Origin of the sequence: Vibrio sp. Sgm 5 (genome assembly GCF_026241575.1) — a bacterium.
Lineage (GTDB): Bacteria > Pseudomonadota > Gammaproteobacteria > Enterobacterales > Vibrionaceae > Vibrio > Vibrio jasicida.
The window spans coordinates 19,108-45,597 of record NZ_JAPHPY010000024.1 but is presented as its reverse complement, the minus strand read 5'-3'; the positions used below and the strand labels follow the sequence as shown (position 1 = coordinate 45,597).

24 protein-coding genes and 1 riboswitch are annotated in these 26,490 nt (G+C 45.3%); of the genes, 3 read left to right on the top strand and 21 right to left on the bottom strand.

Annotated elements, in window-relative coordinates; genetic code table 11:
• Positions 1-57: 57 nt before the first annotated feature.
• From OQJ86_RS14490 to yfbV, 6 genes are all read right to left on the bottom strand, one after another.
• A complete protein-coding gene (locus OQJ86_RS14490; protein WP_265988182.1) occupies positions 58-1,518 on the bottom strand; it encodes a GGDEF domain-containing protein in 1,461 nt (486 codons plus the stop codon).
• A gap of 113 nt (positions 1,519-1,631) precedes the next feature.
• Entirely contained in the window at positions 1,632-3,458 is a 1,827-nt protein-coding gene (gene malZ, locus OQJ86_RS14485) for a maltodextrin glucosidase (RefSeq protein WP_265988181.1), read from the bottom strand.
• A gap of 139 nt (positions 3,459-3,597) precedes the next feature.
• Positions 3,598-4,392, bottom strand: a complete 795-nt coding sequence (locus tag OQJ86_RS14480) for an ABC transporter ATP-binding protein (RefSeq protein WP_265988180.1) — start codon at positions 4,390-4,392, stop codon at positions 3,598-3,600.
• Positions 4,389-5,324, bottom strand: coding sequence for an ABC transporter permease (locus tag OQJ86_RS14475; RefSeq protein ID WP_265988179.1), 936 nt, complete (start codon positions 5,322-5,324; stop codon positions 4,389-4,391). The genes OQJ86_RS14480 and OQJ86_RS14475 overlap by 4 nt, the downstream gene beginning before the upstream one ends.
• Before the next feature lie 54 nt (positions 5,325-5,378).
• Positions 5,379-6,344 (bottom strand): ABC transporter substrate-binding protein, encoded by a 966-nt coding sequence (locus OQJ86_RS14470; protein WP_265988178.1) that lies wholly within the window; start codon positions 6,342-6,344, stop codon positions 5,379-5,381.
• Between the two features lie 320 nt (positions 6,345-6,664).
• A complete protein-coding gene (yfbV, locus tag OQJ86_RS14465; protein WP_038869403.1) occupies positions 6,665-7,117 on the bottom strand; it encodes a terminus macrodomain insulation protein YfbV in 453 nt (150 codons plus the stop codon).
• Between the two features lie 344 nt (positions 7,118-7,461).
• Between yfbV and OQJ86_RS14460 the strand changes: the two genes are divergently transcribed.
• Together OQJ86_RS14460 and pta are read left to right on the top strand one after the other, a co-directional pair.
• Positions 7,462-8,658 (top strand): acetate kinase, encoded by a 1,197-nt coding sequence (locus OQJ86_RS14460; protein ID WP_038869402.1) that lies wholly within the window; start codon positions 7,462-7,464, stop codon positions 8,656-8,658.
• 135 nt (positions 8,659-8,793) lie between these two features.
• Positions 8,794-10,959 carry a phosphate acetyltransferase gene (gene pta / locus OQJ86_RS14455; RefSeq protein WP_038869401.1) on the top strand — a complete coding sequence of 722 codons (2,166 nt, stop codon included), beginning with the start codon at positions 8,794-8,796 and terminating at the stop codon, positions 10,957-10,959.
• A 60-nt stretch (positions 10,960-11,019) separates the two neighbouring features.
• On the opposite strand, the gene OQJ86_RS14450 is transcribed toward pta, so the two are convergent.
• The 13 genes from OQJ86_RS14450 to moaA form a co-directional block, all read right to left on the bottom strand.
• Entirely contained in the window at positions 11,020-11,640 is a 621-nt protein-coding gene (locus OQJ86_RS14450) for a hypothetical protein (RefSeq protein WP_265988177.1), read from the bottom strand.
• Positions 11,641-11,800: 160 nt separating this feature from the next.
• Positions 11,801-13,072: an MgtC/SapB family protein gene (locus tag OQJ86_RS14445; RefSeq protein ID WP_265988175.1), complete on the bottom strand. Its 1,272-nt coding sequence runs from the start codon at positions 13,070-13,072 to the stop codon at positions 11,801-11,803.
• A gap of 136 nt (positions 13,073-13,208) precedes the next feature.
• A complete protein-coding gene (locus OQJ86_RS14440) occupies positions 13,209-14,153 on the bottom strand; it encodes a glutathione S-transferase family protein (RefSeq protein ID WP_038869397.1) in 945 nt (314 codons plus the stop codon).
• A 184-nt stretch (positions 14,154-14,337) separates the two neighbouring features.
• Positions 14,338-15,330: a murein tripeptide/oligopeptide ABC transporter ATP binding protein OppF gene (gene oppF, locus OQJ86_RS14435; protein ID WP_038869392.1), complete on the bottom strand. Its 993-nt coding sequence runs from the start codon at positions 15,328-15,330 to the stop codon at positions 14,338-14,340.
• Complete coding sequence (locus OQJ86_RS14430; RefSeq protein ID WP_038869383.1) at positions 15,327-16,298, bottom strand: ABC transporter ATP-binding protein; 972 nt, start codon at positions 16,296-16,298, stop codon at positions 15,327-15,329. Before OQJ86_RS14430 ends, oppF begins: the two co-directional genes overlap by 4 nt.
• A gap of 30 nt (positions 16,299-16,328) precedes the next feature.
• On the bottom strand, positions 16,329-17,231 hold the full coding sequence (gene oppC, locus OQJ86_RS14425) for an oligopeptide ABC transporter permease OppC (RefSeq protein WP_038869373.1): 903 nt from the start codon (positions 17,229-17,231) through the stop codon (positions 16,329-16,331).
• Positions 17,232-17,246: 15 nt separating this feature from the next.
• Positions 17,247-18,167 (bottom strand): oligopeptide ABC transporter permease OppB, encoded by a 921-nt coding sequence (gene oppB, locus OQJ86_RS14420; RefSeq protein ID WP_038869362.1) that lies wholly within the window; start codon positions 18,165-18,167, stop codon positions 17,247-17,249.
• 106 nt (positions 18,168-18,273) lie between these two features.
• Positions 18,274-19,905: an ABC transporter substrate-binding protein gene (locus tag OQJ86_RS14415; protein WP_038869516.1), complete on the bottom strand. Its 1,632-nt coding sequence runs from the start codon at positions 19,903-19,905 to the stop codon at positions 18,274-18,276.
• A 561-nt stretch (positions 19,906-20,466) separates the two neighbouring features.
• On the bottom strand, positions 20,467-20,922 hold the full coding sequence (gene moaE / locus OQJ86_RS14410; protein ID WP_038881598.1) for a molybdopterin synthase catalytic subunit MoaE: 456 nt from the start codon (positions 20,920-20,922) through the stop codon (positions 20,467-20,469).
• 1 nt (position 20,923) lies between these two features.
• Positions 20,924-21,181 carry a molybdopterin synthase sulfur carrier subunit gene (gene moaD, locus OQJ86_RS14405; RefSeq protein WP_045463993.1) on the bottom strand — a complete coding sequence of 86 codons (258 nt, stop codon included), beginning with the start codon at positions 21,179-21,181 and terminating at the stop codon, positions 20,924-20,926.
• Entirely contained in the window at positions 21,178-21,657 is a 480-nt protein-coding gene (moaC, locus tag OQJ86_RS14400; RefSeq protein ID WP_038869352.1) for a cyclic pyranopterin monophosphate synthase MoaC, read from the bottom strand. Before moaC ends, moaD begins: the two co-directional genes overlap by 4 nt.
• Before the next feature lie 26 nt (positions 21,658-21,683).
• Entirely contained in the window at positions 21,684-22,196 is a 513-nt protein-coding gene (moaB, locus tag OQJ86_RS14395) for a molybdenum cofactor biosynthesis protein B (protein WP_038869350.1), read from the bottom strand.
• 95 nt (positions 22,197-22,291) lie between these two features.
• A complete protein-coding gene (gene moaA / locus OQJ86_RS14390) occupies positions 22,292-23,281 on the bottom strand; it encodes a GTP 3',8-cyclase MoaA (RefSeq protein ID WP_038869349.1) in 990 nt (329 codons plus the stop codon).
• Positions 23,270-23,403, bottom strand: a riboswitch (molybdenum cofactor riboswitch). It overlaps the preceding gene by 12 nt.
• A 173-nt stretch (positions 23,404-23,576) precedes the next feature.
• On the opposite strand from moaA, the gene OQJ86_RS14385 reads away from it, so the two are divergent.
• The gene (locus tag OQJ86_RS14385) at positions 23,577-24,470 is read left to right on the top strand and encodes a YvcK family protein (protein ID WP_038869348.1); all 894 of its coding nucleotides are present in this window, start codon (positions 23,577-23,579) and stop codon (positions 24,468-24,470) included.
• Between the two features lie 98 nt (positions 24,471-24,568).
• Here OQJ86_RS14385 and luxU read toward each other — a convergent pair whose 3' ends face one another.
• Both luxU and luxO read right to left on the bottom strand, forming a co-directional pair.
• Positions 24,569-24,913 carry a quorum-sensing phosphorelay protein LuxU gene (gene luxU, locus OQJ86_RS14380; RefSeq protein ID WP_080869631.1) on the bottom strand — a complete coding sequence of 115 codons (345 nt, stop codon included), beginning with the start codon at positions 24,911-24,913 and terminating at the stop codon, positions 24,569-24,571.
• On the bottom strand, positions 24,910-26,313 hold the full coding sequence (gene luxO, locus OQJ86_RS14375) for a quorum-sensing sigma-54 dependent transcriptional regulator LuxO (RefSeq protein ID WP_265988174.1): 1,404 nt from the start codon (positions 26,311-26,313) through the stop codon (positions 24,910-24,912). Before luxO ends, luxU begins: the two co-directional genes overlap by 4 nt.
• Between the last annotated feature and the right edge of the window lie 177 nt (positions 26,314-26,490).

Here is a 26,490-nt window from a genome sequence, read left to right as displayed (position 1 = left end):
GGCGATGAATTCGCCCTTATTTATGTCTAATTTCCAACAACAAATTGCTTAAGTCGCTTAATAACAGATTTTGTTCTTACCTGTACTTTTCGCTTCATAAAGCTTTTCATCAGCAAGCTTAAACAGCTCATCAAAACCTTCCAATTGAGCCGCAGACTTAAATTCAACCCCACCCGAAACCGTAAAGCCTCCGTCGACGATTTTAATGGAGTGTTTGGCAATCGCTTTTCTTACACGCTCTAAAATTCTTAGCATGCTGTCAAAGTCTTCATCATAGATAGCCAAGACAAACTCTTCTCCACCAAAGCGTGACGCAACATCGGAATGTCGAATGTTATCTCGAATACATTTGGCGACTAAGCGAATCGCATCATCACCTACATCATGACCATGCGTATCGTTAATCGCCTTAAAGTCATCGATATCAAACACCGCTAAAGCAACGTGTTTCTTGGTCATTTTGTTTCGCCAAACCGCTTGAATTCCACGGCGGTTCAATAAGCCCGTCATTGGATCTTTTGCAGCCAGTTCTTTGAAGTAATGTCGCTCTGTACGTGTGTTAACCAAAAATAGTGCTACTGTACTCAACACGTAGATAAAGAAAGCCACCGCAACGCTGTATTTCTCAAATGCCAACAAGTTCTTGAACTCATCCCAAAGATTATATTCATAGAAAATAGTATGGTTTGCACTCAGGCGTTCATGCTCAACAGGTTGGACTCGCATTACATTCTCAGGTAACCCCATCACATTAGAAATGATGTGCAGATGTCCGGTTAAGTTCTCGTTTGTTTCAAGCAATCCATCCACATCAAAATCAATCGACAATACGCCCTGATGGATGCCTCGCTCATAAACAGGTACTGTCAAACTTACAATCTGCCCGTCATGACGATCCAGCATTGGTGCAGGGCCAGACAAAGAGACTTTCATCGTCTCTTGAGCAGTTTTTTGCCAAAAAGGTCTAGCCTTTAGGGTTTCCCAAAGTTGTTGGGTGTAATATTGGGCGTAGGTATCCGGCGAAGAAATAATGTACCCTCGCTGATCAATATAATGAATCGCAACGATGTGAGATTCAATATCGTGAAGAAATGACAACGAAGGGGCAAAGCCCGCTTTTTTCTCTGCCAATTTAAACAGTTCAGTACCCGGTTCGCAGAGCTCTGTTTGCCCCACGATCATATAATCCAGCTCTACAGCGGGTAAACCACCAGAGTGCTTGCTCTCTAACAACAACACATCGATGGGCCAGACGTAGCACAACCCATTTTTTTCCATATGGTTATGTTCTTTGAACAATGGGTGCGCAGGGTTGGAATAATTAATAAAGCTATAATCTAAAGCGGTCAGCACTTTTATCGCTCGATCGATAGCTCGATCAACCTGCGCGTACTCCAATGTGATGTAGCGATTCATTGCATCGTAATAGTTCTTCGCAGTCACGATCATGACTGCGATAAACAAAAATAGCGGGAAGAAGATGACAAACTTGAGGCTAAATCGCCTTTTATTACCCATTAAACACCATTGTTTCAGTTATTATTTGCCCTTCGACAGCGTAAGTTACCAAAGGACTATTTATAGTTTTTCATTTATGTATTCATAAATTTTAATAAATCTGAGCTAACGTGTCACTCCAACTGCCATAATTTGCAGTTCATTGCTGGGATATTGACAGAAAAATGACGTTGCGCATCGATAACTTCACCATTGTCTAATAATTGATGCAAGTGCTTTGCATTTAAGCCAAGTTGCCATAAAGGTAAATTAACAATTTTGTCGTATTCGCTTAAGTTAAATGCCACGACTATTGCTTCTTCTTTCCACTGTCTGGCATACACCATTGTGCTTTCATCACAGTGCAACCATTGTATACTCCCTGACTGTAATGAGCTGTATTTATTACGAATTCCAATCAATACCTGATAGAAAGGAAACCACTGAGAACCATCTAATTCCTCCCAAGGGAAGCAACGTCTATTGTCCGGATCTAAACTCCCTTCTAACCCCACTTCGCTACCATAGTAAAGGCATGGCGTACCGACATAAGTCATTAACAGCAACAATGCCACTCGCATTTTTTCTTCATCGCCATTCAAAAGCGTCAGAAAACGGGCAGTATCATGGCTATCTAACTGATTAAGCTGAGAGAGTTGGTTTGCAAATGGGATTTTAGCCCGAGCTTCATCTATCCACTCTTTAAACTCCATGACATCAATATCAATTGGGTCATACATGATGTCTTGTTTGGCAATCAAAGCGCGAACTGGATGAGCAAAGCCGTAATAATTCATCGCGCCATCTTCTTGCCCCCCCTGAAGCCATTGTGTCGCTTCAAAGAAATGCTCCCCCAACACATAGGCATTGGGATTGACCTCTTTTGTGGCCTTGCGAAAAGCTTCCACATAGTGAGCGTTGTTCTTTGCGCCATCGCCCTCACCTAACATATGAATCACATCGAAGCGCCAACCGTCGACAGCATAAGGCGGTTTAAGCCAATATTTGATGACCGACTCTTCACCTTGGTAGATATGGTCACGAACTTGTTCATTCTCAAAGTTCAGAACCGGTAGATTGCCAATATCCTTCCATCCAATGTAATTGTTGGTTTGCCCCTCGAAGAAGTAGTAATCACGGAAGTCAGAATTTGGATTCCCGTAAGCCCCTTGGCCTTCTTGTTTAAGATCAAACCAAGGGTGATGAACTGATGTGTGGTTAAACACCGCATCCAAAACAATCTTCATCTGCTTGCCACGAATTTGCTCACACAACTGCGCAAACTGCTCATTCGAGCCAAACATTGGATCAATCTTGAAGTAGTCTGTGGTGTCGTATTTATGGTTGCTTGGCGCTGTGAAAACTGGGTTGAAGTAAAGTGCTGTTACACCAAGTTCGGCCAAGTAATCCAGTTTTTTCTCTACGCCTTTTAAGTCGCCACCAAAGAACTCGCGCGCACCCGTATTTTTATGAGAACCAACAGGGGCTCCCCATGACTTAACCAGTGCGCCTGGGTCATAGGCAGCATAATCATCTTGGGTGACTTGCTCAGAACGACTTGAGGCAAAACGGTCCGGGAAAATTTGGTAAAAGACCTGCTCTTGTACCCAACTTGGCGGTTGAGATTGAGTGTTGAGTTTGAAGTGAAACTCTTTGGGCGGCATACGTTTATGTACACCTCTGCCATCGAGCCAAAACTGCTGCTTGCCTTTGAGCAGTTTGAAGACGTAGTGAGTCACATCACGGTCTTTATTTGACGCAAACTGAGCTTTCCAGAGAGTAAGCTCACCAGCTTCTCCGCTGCGTGACATGCTAATCAGGTATTCTTCATTATCCGGTTCACAACGAACGTGCACGCTATCAAAATCAGTGTTCTCGGTTTTCAGGATGACGGTTAGCAAATCGCCATCAAAAGTGAGGCCATCATCAGTTTGGCTATGGAAGATAAATGGAAGGGTCATGGCAAGTGCTCTTAGTATTGGAATATTCCACTATTTTAATTAAGAGTATTTACCGAAAAATCCTCCTTTTAAAACGACCATTTAGGTTATTTCTCAAGGAGGAGCACGTTTGGTAGGCGTAGTTCTGTGTTTGCTTAGATTAGTTCAACAATAAACTGTCGTCCGCTAATTCCTCTCCTCGCACCTTTGAGAACATCTCTAGGAGATCCGGAACTTGCATATTGGCACGTTGCTCACCTGCGACATCAAGAACAATCTCACCTTGGTGCAGCATGACCGTTCTGTCACCACAAGCCAGCGCGTCTTTCATTGAGTGCGTCACCATCATCACTGTGAGATTGAACTCGCTGACGATACGCTTGGTTAGATCGATAACAAAAGCCGCCATGTGCGGATCTAACGCAGCAGTATGCTCATCTAACAACAACAGCTTACTGTCTGATAGTGTTGCCATGACCAAACTCACGGCTTGACGTTGGCCGCCTGACAACAGACCAATACTGTCTCCTAGCCGGTCCTCTAAACCCAAACCAAGAATACTGATTCTCTCCTGGAAAAGTTTACGTCGTTTGGAAGAAATCGCCATTCCCCAACCACGACGCTTACCGCGCATGTACGCTAGAGCCATATTCTCCTCGATGGATAAGTCCCCACAAGTCCCTGCTAAAGGATCCTGGAAAACTCTCGCACACTGCGTAGCACGTTGGTCCACACTCTTTCGTGTTACGTCTTGCCCGTTGATAATGACTTGCCCACCAATCATCGGTGTTTCACCAGTCACCGCACCAAGCAGAGTCGACTTTCCCGCACCGTTAGACCCAATCACAGTGAGGAACTGGTGCTCAGGCACATCCAGAGATACGCCTTTTAACGCTCGGTTTTCCAAAATCGTTCCGGGGTTAAAGGTTACTTGGATATTACTTAACTCAATCATAGCGCCTCCCCTGAACCATTTTTAGATGCCGTTTGTTTGGCGTCATTAACGCGTTGTTTGGCTTTCATTTTTTGTTTTAGCTTTGGTGCAATTAGAGCTACAGCTACAAGCACCGCCGTAACGAGATTCAGGTCGGAAGCCTGTAAGCCAAACATGCCAGAGCTCAGAGCAAACGCGACAGCAAGTCGGTATAAAACCGAGCCAATAATGACCGCACATACCGCCACCCATATTTTGCGACCTGGAATGAGTGTCTGGCCAAGAATCACTGCCGCAAGACCAACCACTATCGTACCGACACCAGAGGTCACGTCAGCAAAGCTATTGGTCTGAGCAAACAAGGCCCCAGCAAAGCCAACAAAACCGTTAGATAGCGCCAAGCCAAAGTAGGTGTAAAACCCTGTACTGGCTCCTTGCGCTGCAACCATACGCGCATTGACGCCTGTAGCCCTTAAACCAAGGCCAAAATCACTGTTCAGTAAACGCACCACAAACCAAGCAGAGAACAAGACCAGTACACCAACAACTAACGGCCGGATGTACATAGAGTCCCCCATGGCTTCAAACGGGGTAAGAATGGTGTCTTCACCTAGAAGGGCCATATTGGGCTTGCCCATGATGCGAATATTGATAGAAAACGCCGCAATCATGGTAAGGATGGAAGCTAATAGGTGAAGAATGCCGCATCGAACCGCAAGAAAAGCAGTTACCCACCCTGTCATTCCACCAGCAATAACAGCCATTCCGGTGGCAATCCAAGGATTGATGCCCGCAACAATCGCGGTTGCAGCCACGGCAGCCCCCATTGGAAAGCTGCCATCAACACTTAAATCGGGAAAGTCGAGAACACGAAAAGTAAGGTAAACGCCTAATGCAACCAAGCCATAAATCAAGCCAATTTCAAGCGCACCAAAAAAAGCAAATGCAGACATAACTGCTCCCTCTGCATAAATCAGGTCGGCATTTTACCGACCTGATAAGGACTCTTATTGCATGCTAGTTGCACGTTTCACTACAGCGCTAGGTAACTGGATACCGAGTTTGGTCGCTGCACCTTCATTCACCACTAAGTCAGAGCCCGTCGCAACTTTGACATCTAGCTCACCCGGTTCTTTACCTTCTAATATCGCAGCAACATAATCCGCGGTTTGCACACCGACCTGATAGTAATCGAACCCGAGGCTGGCAATGGCACCTTTTTCGACGTAAGACGTTGCACCACCAAACACTGGCTTCTTCGCCTGATTTGCCGCAACAATCATCCCTTCTATCGCACTTGCGACTGTGTTGTCTGTTGGCGCATAAAGCACATCCGACTTAGCGGCAATGGCTTGCGTCGCCGATTGAACATCCGCACTCTTCAATGCTGTCGCTTCCACGACTTCTAATCCATTTGCTGCTGCACTTTCTTTTAGCAGTTGTACCAGCGTCACCGCGTTTGCTTCTCCTGGATTGTAAACCACACCAATGGTTTTAGCGGCTGGGAGTATTTCTTGAATCAAAGCAACATGCTGTGCCACAGGTGATAAGTCAGAAAGGCCAGTGACGTTTTTCCCCGGCTGATGCATGGATTTCACAAGCTTTGCGCCCACCGGGTCCGTTACCGCAGTAAATACCACAGGAATTGAACGTGTCGCTGAAACCAGAGCTTGAGCAGAGGGCGTTGCAATACCCACTAAAACGTCTGGATTCTCACCGACGTATTGGCGAGCGATCTGTACGGAAATCGCGGGGTTACCTTGGGCAGTTTTATAATCAAACTCGAGGTTTTTTCCCTCTTCGTAACCTTTGGCTTTTAGACCGTCTAATAAGCCTTGTCGGGTAGCATCTAACGCTGGATGCTCAACGATTTGGGACACCGCTACGGTTGCGGTGTTGGCAAACACGCTGGCGGAAGAAAAAGTCGCCGTAGCAGCTAAAATGGCGGTGGCTAGTAAACGTTTCGTTCTCATCATTACTCCTTGATGTCTCTTCATCCTTGTACCACGAGCGTTCGTAAAAATTATGATGCCAGCATGGTTATTCAGAAGATGGGATGTCGTGTTTTCTGTGCACTTTTTGTGCATCTCGTTTTCATTATTAACGCTAACTCTCGGTAAATAAAAGTAAGATTTAACAACAAAGTAACATTTGTGATCGCGACGCCGCTATTAAAGATAGTTTTGACAGCACAGAAAACGGTGGGATGGAGAAATGTAGAACAGACAGAAATGGAGTGACAAAGGCTCACTCCATTTTCATAACATTGACTTGAGGGTTGTTGTTGTCGAGATTAGAACCAGCGCTCCAGCGCAGTTTTATCTAACTGACGGAAAGCTCTGTTCAAGATAATCGCCAATTCTTTGTATCTTGGTTTTGCTTTTGCTGGCTCAAGTGCAAAGCCAGTCTCAGTGATCTTTTGATGCAGTTCTCGGTACCAAGACGCAAGTGCTGGAGGCAATTTGGTATTAGAACGACTGCCTAACCACCACATCCCTTGTAAAGGCATGCTGATGGCAAATAATGCGACGACAATGGCTTGCGGTAACGCATTGTAATTGTTAAAAGCCATTTGAGTGAGAACACTGATCGCCGCTACTGCCGGCATCACTTTAATGCCGAAACGCGTTGCTTTGATAATGCGTTGTTCGGGAAAAATGGCGGTCAGCTCTTTACGAACCGGCCAGATCTCCATGTAGTTTTGGCCATCTTTCAGGCTATGGAACAATCCGACTTTATTACTCATACCACTCTCTCACTAAAAAATAGTTGAACATTTCAACTGAAGGCGCAAAAAATTGATGAAAGTTAATATTCTTTCAAAATTTTTTTGTTATCATTGCCTATTATCGCTATCCTTTGCAGACCCTCAATCTCATTGTTGCCGTTATTTACAATTTAAGCAACTTGAGATTCCTATCTGCACGGATCGCATCATAGTGATGGATGGGTTCATCACTATTCTTTTATACGGAATTAGAACGATTTTTGACCAAGATTAGTACGCACCCTCGATGGTATCGTCTATTCTTGTGATTAATTTTTCATCCTTTAACTGATTTTGATCAGACGAATAACAGGTAGTCACACATGTCTAAGCTAGTTTTAGTTTTAAACTGCGGTAGTTCTTCTCTTAAATTTGCTGTTGTTGATGCAGAAACAGGTGCAGAGCACCTATCAGGTCTTGCTGAATGTCTTCACCTTCCTGAAGCACGTATCAAGTGGAAACTTGATGGTAAACACGAAGCTCAACTAGGCAACGGTGCAGCACACGAAGAAGCGCTAGCGTTCATGGTTGAAACTATTCTTGCTTCTAAGCCAGAGCTTAAAGCTAACCTAGGCGCTATCGGTCACCGTATCGTTCACGGTGGCGAACAGTTCACTCAATCTGCACTGATCACTGACGAAGTACTTAAGGGTATTCAAGACGCTGCGACTTTCGCACCGCTTCACAACCCAGCGCACATCATCGGTATCGAAGCTGCTAAGCACAACTTCCCAGAGCTTCAAAACGTTGCTGTATTTGACACTGCGTTCCACCAAACTATGCCTGAAGAGTCTTTCCTATACGCTCTTCCTTACAAACTATACAAAGAACACGGTATCCGTCGTTACGGCATGCACGGTACTTCACACCTATTCATCACTCGTGAAGTTGCAGGTCTACTAAACAAGCCAGTTGAAGAAGTTAACATCATCAACTGTCACCTAGGTAACGGTGCATCTGTTTGTGCGATCAAGAACGGTCAATCTGTAGATACTTCTATGGGTCTTACTCCTCTTGAAGGTCTAGTAATGGGTACTCGTTGTGGTGACATCGACCCAGCTATCGTATTCCACCTACACGACGCTCTAGGTTACTCTGTTGAAGAAATCAACAACATGCTAACTAAAGAGTCTGGCCTACAAGGTCTAACTGAAGTGACTTCTGACTGTCGTTTCGTTGAAGACAACTACGGTGAGAAAGAAGAAGCAACTCGTGCAATGGACGTGTTCTGTCACCGTCTAGCTAAATACGTAGCAGGTTACACGGCTTCTATGGAAGGTCGTCTAGACGCAATCACTTTCACTGGCGGTATCGGCGAGAACTCTGGCCCTATCCGTGAAATGGTTCTAAACCGTCTAGGTATCTTCGGTATCGAAGTTGATGGTGAAGCTAACCTTAAAGCGCGTTTCGGCGGCGAAGGTACTATCACTACAGCAAACAGCCGTATCCCAGCAATGGTTATCTCTACTAACGAAGAGCTAGTAATTGCTGAAGACACTGCACGCCTAGCAGGTCTTTAATAGAATGAACTGGCTAGCCCTCGGCTAGCCAGTTTTTCTTCCAAACGAATTTCTTAGGGGCTCAACTCCTATTCTCTGAACCTCATGGAATAAGAGTTGAGCTTTTATCCCCCAATAGCTAAAGGTACTCTACGAATGTCTCGTACTATTATGCTTATCCCTGCAAGTGCTGGTGTTGGTCTAACTAGCGTAAGCATGGGTGTTCTTCGCGCTATGGAGCGCAAAGGCGTTAAGGTTTCTTTCTACAAACCAATTTCACAGCCACGTTCTGGCGGCGATCAACCTGATCTAACTTCAACAATCGTTGGTTACAACAGCGATATGAAGATCGGTCAACCTCTAGCGATGTCTGTTGCAGAAAGCCTAATCGGTAACGACAACATGGACGAGCTGCTAGAAACGGTTGTTGAACGTTACAACCAAATCAACAAAGACGCAGACGTGACGCTTATCGAAGGTCTAGTACCAACTCGTAAGCACCCATTCGCTAACCAAGTGAACGCGGAAATCGCAGCAACTCTAGGTGCGGAAATCGTTCTTGTTGCAACTCCAGGTACCGATAACCCAGCTCAACTTAAAGAGCGCATCGAAGTAGCATGTTCTAACTTCGGTGGCACTAAGAACAAGAACATCTCTGGCGTTATCATCAACAAGCTAAACGCACCTGTTGACGAAGCTGGCCGTACTCGCCCTGACCTATCTGAAATCTTTGACGATGCAGACAGCGCGAAGCAAAACGAAATGAAAGTGATGGAAATCTTCAACACTTCTCCGATTCGTGTACTAGGTTGTGTGCCATGGAGCATCGATCTGATCGCTACTCGTGCTATTGATATGGCTCAGCACCTAAATGCTGACATCATCAACGAAGGTGACATTGCGACTCGTCGTATTAAGAGCATCACTTTCTGTGCACGTTCTCTGCCAAACATGATTGAGCACTTCAAACCAGGTTCTCTACTTGTTACTTCAGCAGATCGTCCAGACGTTATCGTTGCAGCAGCACTTGCGGCAATGAACGGCGTTGATATCGGTGCTATTCTATTGACTGGCGGTTACGACATCCCTGAAGAGATTTCTGGTCTATGTAAGCCAGCATTCGAAACAGGCCTGCCGATCTTCAAAGCACAAGGTAACACTTGGCAGACTTCTCTAAACCTACAGAGCTTCAGCATCGAAGTTCCTGCTGACGATAAAGAGCGTATCGAGTTCATCAACGAACACGTTGCGGGTCACATCGACGGTAACTGGATCGAGTCTATGACTGAGGGCACTCAGAAGTCTCGTCGTCTAAGCCCACCAGCATTCCGTTACCAGCTAACTGAATTCGCTCGTAAAGCAGGCAAGCGTATCGTTCTTCCTGAAGGTGACGAGCCACGTACAGTGAAAGCTGCAGCGATCTGTGCTGAGCGCGGCATTGCAGAATGTGTGCTTCTAGGTAACCCAGACGAAATCCGTCGCGTTGCTGAGCAGCAAGGTGTAACACTAGGTGCTGGCGTAACGATCATCAACTCTGATGAAGTTCGTGAAAACTACGTTGCTCGTCTAGTTGAGCTACGTGGCGCGAAAGGCATGACTGAAGTTGTTGCTCGTGAGAAGCTACAAGATTCAGTATTCCTTGGCACTATGATGCTTGAGAACGACGAAGTTGACGGTCTAGTTTCTGGTGCGGTTCACACCACAGCGAACACTATCGTACCTCCGTTCCAAATCATCAAGACTGCACCTGATGCGTCTATCGTATCTTCTGTATTCTTCATGCTGCTACCTGACCAAGTACTGGTTTACGGTGACTGTGCGATCAACCCAGATCCTACAGCGGAACAGCTTGCTGAAATCGCTATCCAATCTGCTGATTCTGCAGCGGCATTCGGTATCGACCCTCGCGTTGCTATGATCTCTTACTCTACTGGTGAATCTGGTAAGGGTGCAGACGTAGATAAAGTACGTGAAGCAACAAAACTTGCTCAAGAGAAACGTCCAGACCTAGTAATCGACGGTCCTCTACAGTACGACGCGGCTATCATGGAAAACGTTGCTGCTTCTAAAGCACCAAACTCTCCAGTTGCAGGTAAAGCGACAGTATTCGTATTCCCAGACCTAAACACTGGTAACACGACTTACAAAGCGGTACAACGTTCAGCAGACCTAGTTTCTATCGGTCCAATGCTGCAAGGTATGCGCAAGCCTGTAAACGATCTATCTCGCGGTGCACTAGTAGACGATATCGTATACACAGTTGCTCTAACTGCGATTCAGGCAGATCAAGCTGACCAAGCAAAAGAAAAAGCAGTTAACTAATTAACCGCACCTTTCTGAATGAAAAAACCTCGCCACGGCGAGGTTTTTTATTTCATGTTGCTATACAAGAATCGGGTCCATTGGACGATTCAATTGATACTGAACGTTCAAATTCGTATTACTCGATCCGATGTCCCTATACTTCCAACGCACACCTTCATTGAGCTGGCGAGCAACAACGGACTCTACGGTAAGCAAGTTATCATTTTCTATGATGAGTCGATCGCTATCGCTACCACTTGAGGCAGCACGATAGTGCGTCATGAACCAATCTCGTTTCAACATGTATTGACGCGCGTGACCAAACTCATGAATAAGCCCAACCGCTGGTGACTGCGTCCCTCTAGATACATTGTTATTTGGCACACGACTGCGTCCAACGGGTTTATTGCGCTTAATGTCGTTTACATTCAAGCTATCAAAAGGATTCCAAGTCACTAAACTGCCGCGAACATTGCAGCCTGCTTGTTTTACGATTTCTGCAGGAAAAAAGCTGCTGGTAGTATCAGTTGTACAAAGCAACGTGACCTCTTCGCCTCTCGAAAGAAAATCTAATAGTGCTGCCGCCGCACTAGATTGACGTAAATAGGCCACAGCGTCGTTATATTTAGTGATAGGTTGTTCCACGGTTTTCCATTTAAAGCCCGTCCCTTCGACCACTCCTGGAAATACAGTAATCATATCGTTTCTTCCTTGTTCAGATTCCTAGCGCTTGGAACGAAAGCCCAGCACTTGGTGAATCAGTATAGAAAAAGGAATGAGTTTTACTTGATTGATAAGTACAGATTGGAACCTAGCTCGCGACCTAATAAATTGTCTTTGCATCAGACGGTTATTTGTTCTAAAGCACCAAATAGACAAGCCCACCCAAACAAACCGCACTCAACATAGGTGGAACAACCTTAGCCCACAGTTGACGAGCACCTATCATGAGTACCATCCCCATCTTAACAATGGTATTCACTGACGCCGCGATAAATATCCCGAGCACAGCAACCTCTATCGCCAATGACTGAGTACTTTGACGCCCTAAAGTCAGTGAAATGGCATCAACATCCGTAATCCCTGACACCGCAGATAGAACTAAGATACCCGCACTACCAAACCAATCTGAAAGCGCATGAGATAACAACATAATGATCGCTAACACAACACCAAAGAACAGTGCCGATTGAAGCGCCAACGGGTTAGTCTGTTTGTTCGATTGCTCTATTTTCTCGACTTCACTTCGACGCCATATCCACCAAGCCGGCAAATAAAGTGCAATCATCATGACCAAGACTATCGGCCATAACAGACTGACTAATTGAGGATTGAGAACAGATAGGACAATCAACAAGCGAGGAAACATAGTGCCGCAACTCAACAAGATTCCGCTTGCGAGCAGAGGGCTGATACCTTCCTGCTCACGTGAAAGATGAGAGAACTGCAACGTAAGTGCGGTAGAAGAACTTAAGCCAGCAAAGACAGACGTAAACAATATGCCCCGCTTCGCTCCGCCGATCTTAATCGCGAAATAACCGACAAATGAAATACTGGCGATCAGCACCACCATCCACCAAATCTCATAAGGATTCAGTGCCTTCCAAGGACCGTACGCTTGGTTAGGTAGAAGAGGCAATAAAACGATGGAAATAAGCAGAAGACGCAAAGCCGCATCCAACTCATATTCTTGTAAACGCAGCAACGCTTGATGAAGCTCTTTCTTATTGTCCAGCACAACTGCAGTGATAACTGCCGCCGCTGCTGCAAGAACGGCCTCACCAGAAACAGCCAGGCTACCGAGTACAAACGTAATCACTAAACTGACCACACCTGTAATGCTGATGTCCTCGCTCTTTTTTTGCTGAATCACAAATGCAATACAAGCAAGAATAACCAAAGCAATAAGAGCAAAGCCAAGTAACAAAGGCGTGTAGATCTTAGCAAGAATACCGATCAGGCCGCCAAGTAGCCCCACCAAAGAGAAAGTGCGAATCCCCGCAACTCGACTGCCTTCAACACTGTTACGCATTACCCAACCGCGTTGGGTTCCGACAATTGCGCCTAATAACAGGGCAATAAACAGATTCCAAATTAGATGCTCACCACTGACAAACTCATTGACGTCCATACCCCACCTCAGTCCAAGATCGGTTGTTATATCATCAGTTTATGTGTTCATAAGGAATAAGGTGTGACGGTGGGAAGATATTGAGAAAAAGAAAACGCGCCAAATCAAATGGCGCGTTTCTCGGAGAGCTTAAATTTTAAATTAGGTCCCGACCATGGAGCGAATCCAAATCTATCGCCGGGCCTTTTGGTACCACTTGCGTAGGGTTGATACCCGTATGACTGAAATAGTAGTGACGCTTAATGTGGTAGAAGTCTGTAGTTTCTGCCACACCTTCTACTTGGTATAGCTCTTTCAAATAGCCTTGAATGTTTGCGTAGTCGGCAATGCGTTGTTTATTACATTTGAAATGGCCTACGTATACTGCGTCAAAGCGAACAAGAGTCGTAAACAAGCGCCAGTCGGCTTCGGTGATTTTGTTGCCCGCTAGGTAGCGATGCGTCGCAAGATGAGCATCGATTTTATCCAGTGCTGCGAACAATGAATCAAACGCCTCTTCGTACGCCTCTTGCGTTGTCGCAAACCCACAACGGTAAACACCGTTATTCACGTTCGGATAAATGTAGTCGTTCCACTGGTCGATCACACTTTGAAGTTGCTCTGGGTAGTAGTCATCTTTGTTCCCCGTTAAATCGTTAAACTCGGTGTTAAACATTCGGATGATTTCAGACGATTCATTCGACACGATGGTGTTGGTCTTTTTATCCCATAAAACCGGAACAGTAACGCGACCTGTGTAATCAGACTTGGCTTGAGTGTAGATTTGGTGCATTCGAGTATGACCAAACAGTGGCTCTGGCAACCCCATCTGCCAGCCCTCACTTAGCATATCTGGGCAAACGACCGTGACGTCTATGTGTTTTTCCAAACCTTTGAGTTTGCGGAAGATCAGTGTGCGATGTGCCCACGGACAAGCAAGCGAAACATAAAGGTGGTAACGGCCTGACTCAGGTTGGAATGTTGCATCCGGTTTATTCTTTACCCACTGGCGAAAACCCGCATCTTCACGAACGAACTTCCCACTGCTTGATTTAGTGTCATACCATACGTCTTGCCAAACGCCTTCAACTAACTTACCCATAACTGCTTTCCTCATATCTTGTCTTCTACTATATTAGCGATTCATACTGGGCTTAGAATCCGTTCACTTAGTACATCTTGTTCAAGAATTTCGAATGAACTTAAACCAACAAAAATCGTAGGCATAAAAAAAGCGCGACCCTATAAAAGGAGCCGCGCTTAAGCCCGTCACAGGCTGAATTAGATTATATCGCTACGTTCAAACAGGAAACTGCGTGAACATCAGAGCCTTGGATATTTGGTTTAGTCTTCGAGCACTCATCCGTCGCTTGTGGGCAACGAGTGCGGAAAACACAACCCGATGGTGGGCTAATAGGTGACGGTAAGTCCCCTTCTAGCATTTGAATCTTTTTGTTGCGCTCTAACTCCGGATCAGGAATTGGAACCGCTGACATCAAGGCACGAGTGTATGGGTGCTTTGGATCGGCAAATAAAGCGTCTGATTCACCGAGCTCAACCGCATTACCAAGATACATAACCAGTACACGATCAGAGATGTGCTTCACAACGGACAAATCGTGCGCGATAAATACCAAAGAAAGACCAAGCTCTTTTTGTAGCTCTTTCAGTAGGTTAACTACCTGAGCCTGAATCGATACATCAAGCGCCGATACTGGCTCGTCACAAATGATCATCTTAGGCTTTAGAATAAGAGCACGAGCAATACCGATACGCTGACACTGACCGCCTGAGAATTCGTGTGGGTAACGGTTGATCACGTTAGGTAATAGACCTACCTTCGCCATCATCTCTTTAACGCGGTCCTTCACTTCTTGCTTAGTCAGTTCTGGGTAGAATGTCTCTAGCGGCTCAGCGATGATGTCGCCCACTGTCATACGCGGGTTCAAAGAAGCCAAAGGATCTTGGAAAATCATTTGGATTTCTTTACGCGTTTCGCGGCGTTGAACGTCTTTCATTTTCGTCAGGTCTTGACCCAACCAAACCACTTCACCGTCGGTAGCTTCAACAAGACCAATGATCGCGCGAGCAAACGTAGACTTACCACAACCAGACTCACCTACTACACCAAGAGTCTCGCCTTCGTACAGACGAACATTTACGCCGTCTACCGCTTTTAAGCTCGAAGGCTTTGACCAAGGCCACGCTGATTTCGATGCAATGCTGAAGTGAACTTTCAGATCAGACACATCCAGAATTAGTTTTTTATCTGTACTCATTTGCTCCAAGCCTCCCATTCAGAAAAACATGCACGCTGACGACCATCACCAAATGGTGTCAAGATTGGTGCTTCGCGTTTACAACGATCCATCACGCGGTGGCAACGCTCTTGGTAAGGGCAACCAGGTGGCAGACGCAGTAAGTTTGGCGGGTTACCTGGAATTGTTGGCAGGATCTCGCCTTCTGTATCTAGACGAGGAATCGCTTTTAATAGACCTTCCGCATACGGGTGGCTTGGGTTGTAGAAAATCTCGTTTACTGTGCCGTACTCCATAGTTCGACCAGCGTACATTACGAGTACTTTGTCACAAGAGCCCGCTACAACACCAAGATCGTGCGTGATCATGATAATTGCGGTATTGAACTCGGATTTAAGCTCGTTCAATAGATCCATGATCTGCGCTTGAACCGTTACGTCCAATGCCGTGGTTGGTTCATCCGCAATAAGCAGTTTTGGACGACACAGCAGCGCCATGGCGATCATTACACGCTGACGCATACCGCCTGAGAACTCGTGTGGGTACATAGTGATACGCTTGCGAGCTTCTGGAATTTTTACCGCTTCAAGCATACGAACAGACTCTTCGAACGCTTCTGCCTTGCCCATACCTTTGTGTAGCATCAGAACTTCCATCAGCTGATCACTAACTTTCATGTATGGGTTAAGAGACGTCATTGGGTCTTGGAATATCATCGCGATCTGTTCTGCACGAACCTTGTTCAGTGCTTTTTCTGGCAGATTAAGGATCTCGTTTCCTTCAAACTTCGCGCTACCAGAAATGATACCGTTCTTCGCTAGCAAACCCATGATAGCGAATACGGTTTGTGATTTACCTGAACCCGACTCACCTACGATACCTAGGGTTTCGCCTTGGTTTAGAGAGAAGTTCAAATCGTTTACTGCGGTCACGATACCATCTTGAGTGGTAAATTCTACGCGCAGATCTTTGACATCTAATAAACTCATCATTGCTTCCTTTATTCTTTCTATTTTTAATTATCTGTCTTTTGGATCCAGCGCATCGCGCAGGCCATCACCGACGTAGTTGAAGCAGAATAGAGTCACAACCATGAACGCTGCTGGGAACGCCAGCTGCCAGATTGCTACTTCCATTGTTTGCGAACCTTCTTGTAGAAGTGCGCCCCAACTTGTCATCGGTTCTTGAACACCAAGACCAAGGAATGAAAGGAATGATTCTGTCAGAATCATGCTTGGGATAAGCAGTGTCGAGTAAACCGCGACAATACCCAGTACGTTTGGAACGATATGGCGAGTGATGATTTTCCAATTACTCACACCACAAACGTGTGCCGCTTCAATAAACTCTTTACTACGTAGACTTAGCGTTTGACCGCGTACGATACGAGCCATATCTAGCCACGCAATAGCACCGATAGCGACGAAGATAAGAACAATATTACGACCGAAGAATGTTACCAGTACGATAACTAGGAACATGAACGGAACCGCGTATAGGATTTCAAGAATACGCATCATGATACGGTCAACTTTACCTCCGATGAAACCAGAAGCCGCACCGTAAAGCGTACCAATCACAACCGCAACCAATGCACCTAGAACACCAACCATTAGAGAGATACGACCGCCAATCAGCGTACGCACATAAAGGTCACGGCCTAAGCTGTCCGTGCCAAACCAGTGTTCAGCACTTGGACCGACGTGCATCGCATACCAGTCAGTGTCATCAAATGTGTATGGGGCAATCATTGGTAAAAAGATTACCGCCAGTGTCATCAATGTAAGAATGAACAAGCTCACCATTGCCGCTTTGTTACGCATAAAGCGGATACGGGCGTCTTGCCACAAACTACGGCCTTCAACTTCCAGGTTCTCTGCAAATTTCTCGACCGCTTCAAGATTCTCTTTTTTCGTTAACATAACCATACTTCCCTGTTAGTAGCGAATTTTCGGGTCAATCATTGCTAGTAGAATATCAACGATGGCGTTGAATAGAATGAATAGGAAACCAATCAGGATGGTTACCCCCATTACTAGCGAGTAGTCACGGTTGAAAGCAGCATTGACGAATAACTTGCCGATACCAGGTAGACCAAAGATGGTCTCGATAACAACCGAACCTGTGATGATACCTACGAAGGCAGGCCCCATATATGACACAACAGGAAGTAGTGCTGGTTTTAGCGCGTGTTTGATAACGATGTAACGGTAGCTTAGACCTTTCGCACGTGCTGTACGAATAAAGTTACTGTTCAACGTTTCTATCATCGAGCCACGGGTGATACGAGCAAACGTCGCGACATAGAGTAGTGACATACCGATAACTGGGAGTACGAGGTATTGCCATCCGCCATCATTCCAACCGCCGGCAGGGAATAAGTTCCAGTGCAACGAGAACAGATAGATTAAAGCGGGCGCCAATACAAATGAGGGCATAACCACCCCGAGCATGGCGGTCGACATGATCACATAATCCACCCAAGTATTTTGTTTGAGGGCTGCGATCGTCCCTATGCTTACCCCAAGAATGACAGTAAAGATAAAGGCAATGAAACCTACCTTTGCTGACACAGGAAGAGCAACCGAGATCAGTTCGTTTACTGTGTAGTCTAAGTATTTAAATGAAGGACCAAAGTCACCTTGGAGAACGTTGGTCAGATAAGTCGTATATTGCTCAAATACTGGCTTATCTAGGCCGTATTTAGCTTCGATGTTCGCCATAACTTCTGGCGGTAATGGACGCTCGCTCGAGAATGGGTTACCCGGTGCGAAACGCATGAGAAAGAAAGATACGGTGATCAAAACCAACATAGTTGGGATCGCCTCAAATATCCTTTTTGCGATGAATTTAAGCATAAACTCACTCTTTCAGTCTGTGACAGTTAAAAATTTGATGATAGGCACCGCACGTCCAGTGATTAGGACGTGTGGGCCTTTTTCTTATAGTCTTGAAGCGACTTTATTAGTCTGCTTTGATGTAAAGATCTTTTGAGTAGATCTTTTCTTCCGCGTTATTTGCTGGGAAACCACCAACATGCGGATTTAGTAGACGAGAACGAACGTACTGGTAGATAGGCGCGATAGGCATATCTTTCGCCATTAGCTGCTCAGCTTCTAGGTAAATTTTGGTACGCTCTTCTTCTGAAGTCGATTTAATCGCTTTGTCGATCAGAGCATCGTACTCTTTATTACCCCAGTGCTGACCACCCGTAGTGTTCGAGCTAACCATAAGGGTTAGGAATGAAGATGCTTCGTTGTAGTCACCACACCAACCTGCGCGTGCTACTTCGAAATCACCTTGGTCTTTCGTAGATAGGTAAGTTTTCCACTCTTGGTTTTCTAGCGTTACGTCTAGACCCAGAGTTTTCTTCCACATTGAACCTAGCGCTACCGCCAGTTTCTTGTGGTTCTCATCTGTGTTGTATAGAAGAGAGAATTTAAGAGGGTTGTCTTTGCCGTAGCCCGCTTCTGCAAGTAGACGTGCCGCTTCTTCGTTACGCTCTTTTTGCGTCATTTTACCGTAAGCTGGTAGCTCAGGGTTGAAGTGCGCTGTAATTTCAGGCGTTAGGAAGTAAGCAGGTTTCTGGCCTTGGCCAAGAATTGCGTTTGCTACGATGTTACGGTCAATCGCGTAAGAGATCGCCTTACGTACACGAACATCGTTAAATGGTTCTTTCTTCGTATTGAATGAGTAGTAGTAAGTACATAGGCTACCTTCAACCGATACTGACTCTGGGTATTCTTTCTTCAAACGCTTAAAGTGCTCAGTTGGCAGTTTAGACGTGAAGTCGATTTCACCAGATAGGAAACGGTTCATTTCAGCAACGCCGTTCTCGATTGGAAGGTACGTAACTTTGTTGATAACGGTCTTATCGTTATCCCAGTACTGTTCGTTACGTACAAGTTCAAGACGCTCGTTCACTACCCACTTGTTTACGACGTATGCACCGTTACCTACGAAGTTTTCAGGTTTTGTCCATTGGTCGCCAAACTTTTCGACTGTTGCTTTGTGCACTGGCTTCATTGTTGTGTGGCCAGCCATCATTACGAAGTAAGGAACCGCAGTGTCTAGCTCAACGACAAGCGTGTGATCATCAGTCGCTTTAACACCCAGCTCGCTCTTGTCTTTTTTACCTGCAACGATGTCTTTCGCATTTTTCATCTTGGTGTATTCCATGTACCAAGAGTAAGGCGAAGCCGTTGCTGGATCGACAGCACGCTGCCAGCTGTATACGAAATCTTGCGCTGTTACAGGGTCGCCGTTAGACCATTTTGCATCTTTGCGTAAGTGGAAAGTAAACGTTTTGTTGTCTGTCGTTTCCCAACTTTCTGCAACACCTGGGATAGTATCGCCATCTGCATTTTGATTCACTAAGCCTTCAAGAAGATCACGAATCACATGAGATTCAGGAACACCTTGAGATTTATGCGGGTCAATTGTCGCAACTTCAGTACCGTTACCACGAACGAGTTCTTGTTTGTCAGCAAGTTTAGTGCCTGCTGGAACATCAGCAGAGAAAGCGGTAGTTGAAGTGGCAGCCACTGCCAAACCAGCACCTAGAAGAAGGGCTTTAGTGATTTTGTTCTTATACATGCGTAAAACTCCAAGTTTTTCATTAGCATCCATGACTTCTTTGCAAGGGACTGGAACGGTCAGCATTTTAGAACTTTTTAGTGCACTTTTTGAGCATAAACGTCTAAAACCTTACAAAGACTGCGGCACACATTAGCAATCCTCAAAGTAATTTGCCATAAAAATGTAGCAAAAAAACTAATAATTCTGTAATTAGTGCTCATATTTAGCAATAAATACTAATCAAAAAGTATTGCCTAGCGAAATAAGGATTCAAGCATCCATTTGGCAGCTTAAACTTTCGATAACTCTAAAATCAAACTCTTTGATAGCATCTTATGCTAGATATATGAACAAAAATTAACATTTATGACACATTGAGTCTAATTAATAATTGCATATATCTTGTTTGATATTTTTTATTGTGAACAAGGTCACCGGGAGCAAAAATGGAGGAATACACGGCTTTTACGCACGCTGGAGAATTGGATTGGAGATAACTTGGCAGAGTAAAAAAGAAAAAAGGCCAGCTGCTCTATACATCTGACCTTTTAGGATTAAGCTGTAGAACAAATAAGAGTTCTACTTCTCCCAGCGTTGCGCTGCTTGATGGTCCGTATCACGTGACTCGATCCAGCGATTTTCACTGGTCGTGCGTTCTTTTTTCCAGAAAGGTGCTTTGGTCTTTAAATAGTCCATAACAAACTCACAAGCATCAAAGGCAGCACCTCGATGGGCACTAGAAACACCAACAAAAACGATTTGATCACCAGTGTCGAGATCGCCAACACGATGAATTACACGGATGCCCAATAACGGCCAACGCGATTCGGCTTCGTCACAGATATCGATCAGGCTTTTCTCTGTCATGCCAGGATAATGTTCTAAATGAAGGCCAATGACATTATCACCTAGGTTCATATCACGAACTTTACCGATGAAAGTGACCACAGCACCAGAGGCTGTCCCTTCTGATAGACGCTGGTATTCTTGATCAACAGAGAAGTCTTCAGCTTGCACTGAAACGCGAGGATCCATTTTAGCCCCCTGTTACTGGTGGGAAGAAGGCAACTTCGTCACCTGATTTCACTTCAGCGTCTAGCGGAACAATAGACTGGTTTACTGCGGCAAGCAGTTTACCCGGCTCAAGCGCAAGGTCCCATTTACCCTCTTTATTTACACCAGCATCCACTAAATGTGCACGAATCGCTTCAACGTTATCAAACGCGCCTTCGAGCTCAAGACCATCGATACCAACTAACTCTCGTGTTTGAGCAAAGAAAAGTACTTTAATCATGATTCCGCCTTGAAATGCCCAGATTTGCCACCCGTTTTCTCTAATAAGCGGACTTGCTCGATAACCATGTCTTTTTGCACCGCTTTACACATATCATAAATTGTCAGTGCAGCAACAGAAGCGGCAGTAAGCGCTTCCATTTCCACGCCTGTCTTACCCGCCAGCTTACATACTGATTCGATACGTACTTTATTCTCCGCTTCAATCGCTTCTAGCTGGACTTCAACTTTAGAAAGCAATAAAGGGTGACAAAGTGGGATCAGGTCCCATGTTTTCTTTGCCGCTTGAATACCAGCAATACGCGCGGTTGCAAACACATCACCTTTGTGGTGTTGGCCTGAAACAATCAGTTGCAATGTTTCTGGCGCCATGTGTACAAATGCTTCTGCGCGCGCTTCACGAACGGTTTCCGCTTTTGCAGACACGTCGACCATGTTAGCTTCGCCAGACGCATTGATATGTGTAAATTGGGTCATTGTTGTTCCTTCGCTTTTAGGAAAGGTTATACAGATAAGTGTGGCATGAAGTTACAAGGGCGGTGACTCGCGTCTAGCTGCTGCTTGATGATCTTCGTCCAACCCGTGCGGCATGCACCTGTAGAACCAGGCATTGCAAAGATAACAGTGTGGTTAGCAAAGCCCGCAATGGCGCGAGATTGAATGGTTGATGTACCAATCTCTTCGTAAGACACCTGACGGAACAATTCACCAAAGCCTTCCACTTCTTTGTCAAATAGTGGCTTAAGCGCTTCTGGAGTACTATCACGTGAAGTAAAACCTGTACCGCCAGTGATCATAATTGCTTGTACGTTTTCGTCAGCAATCCATTGAGAAACGATTGCACGAATCTTGTACATATCATCGATAACGATTTGTTTATCAACAACGTTATGACCCGCTTCCTTTGCGTGCTCAACTAGATAGCCGCCTGAAGTATCGTTTTCTTCTGTACGCGTGTCAGATACCGTTAGAACGGCAATGTTTGCAGGTTGAAATTTGCTTTCAGCGTGACCCATTTGTTCACCTATTCTTTAATTTGATTTTGATACGCAAAGTATCGATTCTGGAAAGTCATCGGAAGCCACGTCAGCTCCCAATGTAAAATCTGAATTTAACCGCCGATAGACGCAAGATGTGGCGTCATACCCGTATTGCCGTCATGCAAGAAGTGACTGACCGATTTTGTTTGCAGCTGGGCTTGAATACGCTCAATCAATTCATTTTCTTGGTCATCACGTTCTAATAGGTCCCGTAACTCTACGCCATGATCGCCGAACAGACACAGGTGCAGTTTACCTTTAGCAGAGACGCGAAGTCGGTTACAGCTCTCACAGAAGTCTTTTTCATAAGGCATGATAAGACCGATTTCGCCCTTATAGTCCGGATGAACAAACACTTGTGCAGGGCCATCATTATGAGAACGAACTTTGAGTAACCAACCGTTAGCAATTAATTGATTTCGAATAGCAACACCAGAAACATGGTGTTTCGCAAACAAATCATCCATTTCACCAGTCTGCATTAATTCGATAAAACGCAGTTGAATTGGACGATCTTTAATCCAGTTAAGGAATGCGGGCAGTTCGTTGTGGTTGAGGTCTTTCATTAGTACCACGTTAACTTTGACTTGCTCGTAACCCACTTCAAACGCGCGTTCGATACCATTCATCACTTCAGTGAACTTATTTTCACCCGTGATTTGATGGAACATGCGAGGGTCTAAACTATCCACGCTTACGTTGATGTTGGTCAAGCCAGCTTCACGCCAGTCAGCAACGTGCTTCGCCATGCGGTAACCGTTTGTCGTTGTTGCGACTTTTTTGATACCCGGCGTGGTTGCGACAGAGTGGATAATGTCAGTAAAGTCTTTGCGTAAACTCGGCTCACCACCAGTGATGCGTACCTTTGAGGTACCACAATCTGCAAACGCTCTTACGACACGATTGATCTCTGGTAGAGATAAAAAAGACGAGTTTTTATTGCCCGATGGCTTGTAGCCGTCAGGAAGGCAATAGGTACATTTAAAATTACAAACGTCGGTCACAGACAGACGCAAGTAATAGAACTTACGATGAAATTTGTCTTCGAATTGTTGCGCCACGGAACACCTTTCCAAACACGGGAGGCATAATCATTTCCAATTATGCCCTTGTGACAGTATGTCACTGGCTCAAAACGCCTATCATTAGACTTAGCATAGTGAGCTCGGAGTTATGGCAACCAGAGGAAAGCCCCCTGATAGCTTTGCCGTGTAAAATACTTAAAATTTGTAATGGAATCCAGAGCAGAGTGATAAAAAACTCTCTAGAAACACAATTTACCGCTAAGTGAGTACCGTTAAGACACTCATTAAGATAAATTGTAGTCGCTTTTTACAAGATTATTAGAAGAACGTAATGAATATCTACACCAATAAGAAAGTGGTCGCAGTTGGCGGTGGTCACGGTTTAGGTCGAATGCTGGCCGCACTTAATGATTTTGGCAGCAATGCAACGGGCATTGTGGCAACCACTGACAACGGCGGATCAACTGGCCGTATCCGCCATTGTCAAGGCGGAATAGCTTGGGGCGATACACGAAACTGTATCAACCAGTTGATCACAGAGCCATCGATCAGCTCGATGATGTTTGAGTACCGCTTTAAAGGGACTGGTGAATTAGATGGCCACAACTTGGGGAACCTGATGCTCACGGCATTGGATAACCTCTCCGTCCGCCCTTTAGACGCGATCAATCTGATTCGCAATATGTTGAAAGTCGATGTCAACATTCTTCCTATGTCTGAACATCCTTCCGACCTCACTGCTTTGTCTGTAGATGGGCAATGGGTAACAGGTGAAACTAATGTGGATGAAATGGATAAAGATCTTCGCCGATTAGACCTTTCACCAGAAGTGCCAGCAACAAAAGAGGCGGTAACCGCTCTTGCAGAAGCTGACGCCATCATCCTCGGCCCTGGTAGCTTCCTAACGAGTATCATGCCACCGCTACTCTTACCTGAATTGGGGAAAGCAATCGCAGCGAACCAAAAAGCAAAAGTCATTTTTGTGGCGAACCTTAGTCCAGAATATGGTCCAGCGGGTCGCATGACGATGAAACAAAAGCTGGAATGGTGTGAGCGAGCATGCCAAGGCAGACAGATTGATGTCGTACTTGCAGAGGAAACCGATCAAGAGGTTCTGGATAACTGGAATGTGGTCACCGAGTCATTGGCGTCTACCAACCGCGACTGGCGTCATGATCGTGACAAACTTAAGTTAGCGATTGAAAACCAATTGGTTGCAAAATAACACAAGAAGTGGCCTACAATTGAGGCACCTGAGCGTATAAAATGACAAAGCCCTTCACCGACGTGAAGGGCTTTGTTTTTACAAGGTTTAATACAGGGCTACTGCGTCCATAAACGATACGCATCACGAGTAATGTGAAGCAAGTTTAACATCGAAGTAATGTCTCCCCCCCCTTCTACTAACTCACCTGATTTAGCTTTCTTATCAATCGCTACGGCCAAATCACACAAGCGATCAGCCCCAAAACTGGCGGCACTGCTTTTTAAAGCATGACTGATTTCCTTTAGATAGATCAGTTGCTCACTGCCTTGGTATTGCGACAAGTTGGTGATATAGACATCCATTTCTCCGAGGAAAATATCCAGCAAAATAGGAACGTTATCTAGGCCAATTTCCGCGGCCAATTCGTCGATTTTTTGCTGATTCAATACATCCATGCTCATACGTTTTGTTTTTCTTCCCTATTATTCCAAGCTTGCAACTTGCGATATATGGTTGAAGGGCTGACATCTAAGTAACCCGCAGCGCGTGGAATATTGCCATCACACGCCTGAATCGCCTGCTCGATGGCCATTTTTTCAGTCATCCAAAGCGGCATAATGTCTGACACCGTCATGATTTCAGGTTCAATAAATTTTGAAATCGATTGACGAACCACCGGTTGATTCAGTGGTGGTGGTAGCATGTCCAGAGTAATTTCTTTGCCGTTGTTCAGTACCACGATATTACGCAACACGTTTTGCAACTGACGAACGTTACCCGGCCATTCGTAACTGTTGAAACGTTCAATCACATCTTGTGCAAAACGAATAAAACTCTTGCCTTCCTCGTGAGACATATAACCCAGCAAAGAATACGCAATTTCGATCACGTCTTCACCACGTTCGCGTAGTGGCGGCAAATGTAAAGGAATCACGTAAAGGCGGTAATACAAGTCTTCACGAAAACGGCCTTCTTGTACTTCTTTCCACGGGTCGCGGTTAGTCGCACACACAAAGCGAACATCCACACTCTTCATCTTAGAAGAGCCTACTTTTTGGAACGTACCCGTCTGGATGAAACGCAATAACTTGGTTTGTAAATCCAAGTCCATTTCACATAGTTCATCAAGGAACAACGTCCCGCCGTCAGCCAGTTCAGCTGCACCTTGACGGTCATTTGCTGCTCCGGTAAACGCACCTTTAACGTGGCCAAACAACTCACTTTCGATCAAGTCTTTAGGGATAGCAGCACAGTTGATCGCAATAAACGGCTTATCGCCACGTTTACTTGCTGCGTGAATCGCCTCGGCACACACCTCTTTACCAGTACCACTTTCACCAGTAATGAAGATACTGGCTTTACTGCTCGCTGCCGAGTCAATGGTGCGGTAAACCTGCTGCATGGTTTGGCTACTGCCGATGAAGCCTTGGTAGTTTTGGTTACCTGGGTTGTCGGCTTCATTCTTTAATTTCGTTGCCTTACGAATCGCGTTATTTACCGTTACGCGCAGCCGATCAGCCTCACAGGGTTTGATTAAGAAATCTTGAGAGCCATGACGCATCTCCTCTACCGCGGTATCGATAGAACCGTGAGCAGTCATGAAAATAATTGGCACATCAGGGTGACTTTTCTTCACCGCGTGCAATACGTCCATCCCCGTCATATCTGGCAGACGAAGATCGAGAAGAATAAGATCCGGAATACGGTGATTCAGGCTTTCGATTGCATCTCTGCCTGTTCCAACAATATTGATATCAATGCCGAGTGGCGTTAGGTAAGAACGGTACAATGCCGCAACGGAAGCGGTATCTTCGACCATTAATAGGTAACGTGACTTTTGACCTTCTGTTATTTGTTGCATAGCCTAGCCGATTTTTTGTTGTGTTTTAAATAATAATCGCATTACGCTTTGCATTTTGCAAATAAACATTCGTTAGATTGTGGGTATTCTAAACAAATTAAACCGAATATCAACAGGTTAAAATATGGCACAAACCATGCTGTTTGTTTAATGACCCCTCGGGTCACCTAGCCAACT